The sequence below is a fragment of the Microvirga sp. P4_G7 genome (genome assembly GCF_056401005.1).
This window is the reverse complement of sequence record NZ_JBFUKD010001078.1, coordinates 1-760: the sequence shown is the minus strand read 5'-3', so window position 1 is coordinate 760 and position 760 is coordinate 1. Positions and strand designations below refer to the sequence as shown.

Sequence of the window (760 nt, the reverse complement as noted above, 5' to 3'; positions counted from 1 at the left end):
GATATTCGAACAGTGTCGGCGGCGGCTCGCCGGGTTTGCGGCCGGTGAGGTAGCGCGAATAATTCTCGATGCCGTTGCAAGCGCCCGTCGCCTCGATCATTTCGAGGTCGAACTGCGTACGCTGCTCAAGCCGTTGCGCCTCGAGCAGACGGCCCATGCGGGTGAGCTCGCGCAAGCGCAGTTGCAGCTCGTCCTGAATGCCCTTCACAGCCTGTTGCAAGGTCGGCCGCGGCGTCACGTAGTGCGAGTTCGCATAGACTTTCACGAACGACAGATCGTTGGTCTTCTTGCCGGTGAGCGGGTCGAACTCGACGATCGATTCCACATCGTCGCCGAACAGGCCGATGCGCCACGCGCGATCTTCCAAGTGGGCCGGAAAGAGTTCGATCACGTCGCCGCGCACGCGAAACGTGCCGCGGGCGAAGTCGTTCTGGATGCGCTTGTATTGCAGCGCGACCAGATCGGCGATGAGTTGGCGCTGCTCGATGCGCTCGCCGACCTTCAGGGAGAAGGTCATGGCGGTGTAGGTTTCGACCGAGCCGATACCGTAGATGCASGAMACCGASGCGACGATGATSACGTCGTCSCGYTCGAKSAGCGMGCGCGTCGCCGAGTGGCGCATGCGGTCGATCTGCTCGTTGATCGAGGATTCCTTCTCGATATAGGTGTCCGACCGCGGCACGTAGGCCTCGGGCTGGTAGTAATCGTAGTAAGAGACGAAATACTCCACCGCGTTGTCGGGGAAGAAGCTCTTGAACTC

General features: G+C 61.0%; 1 pseudogene. It reads right to left on the bottom strand.

What is annotated here, in order from left to right:
* Nucleotides 1-760 (bottom strand): annotated as a pseudogene (locus tag AC1DT3_RS23135) (excinuclease ABC subunit UvrB); the annotation flags it as partial.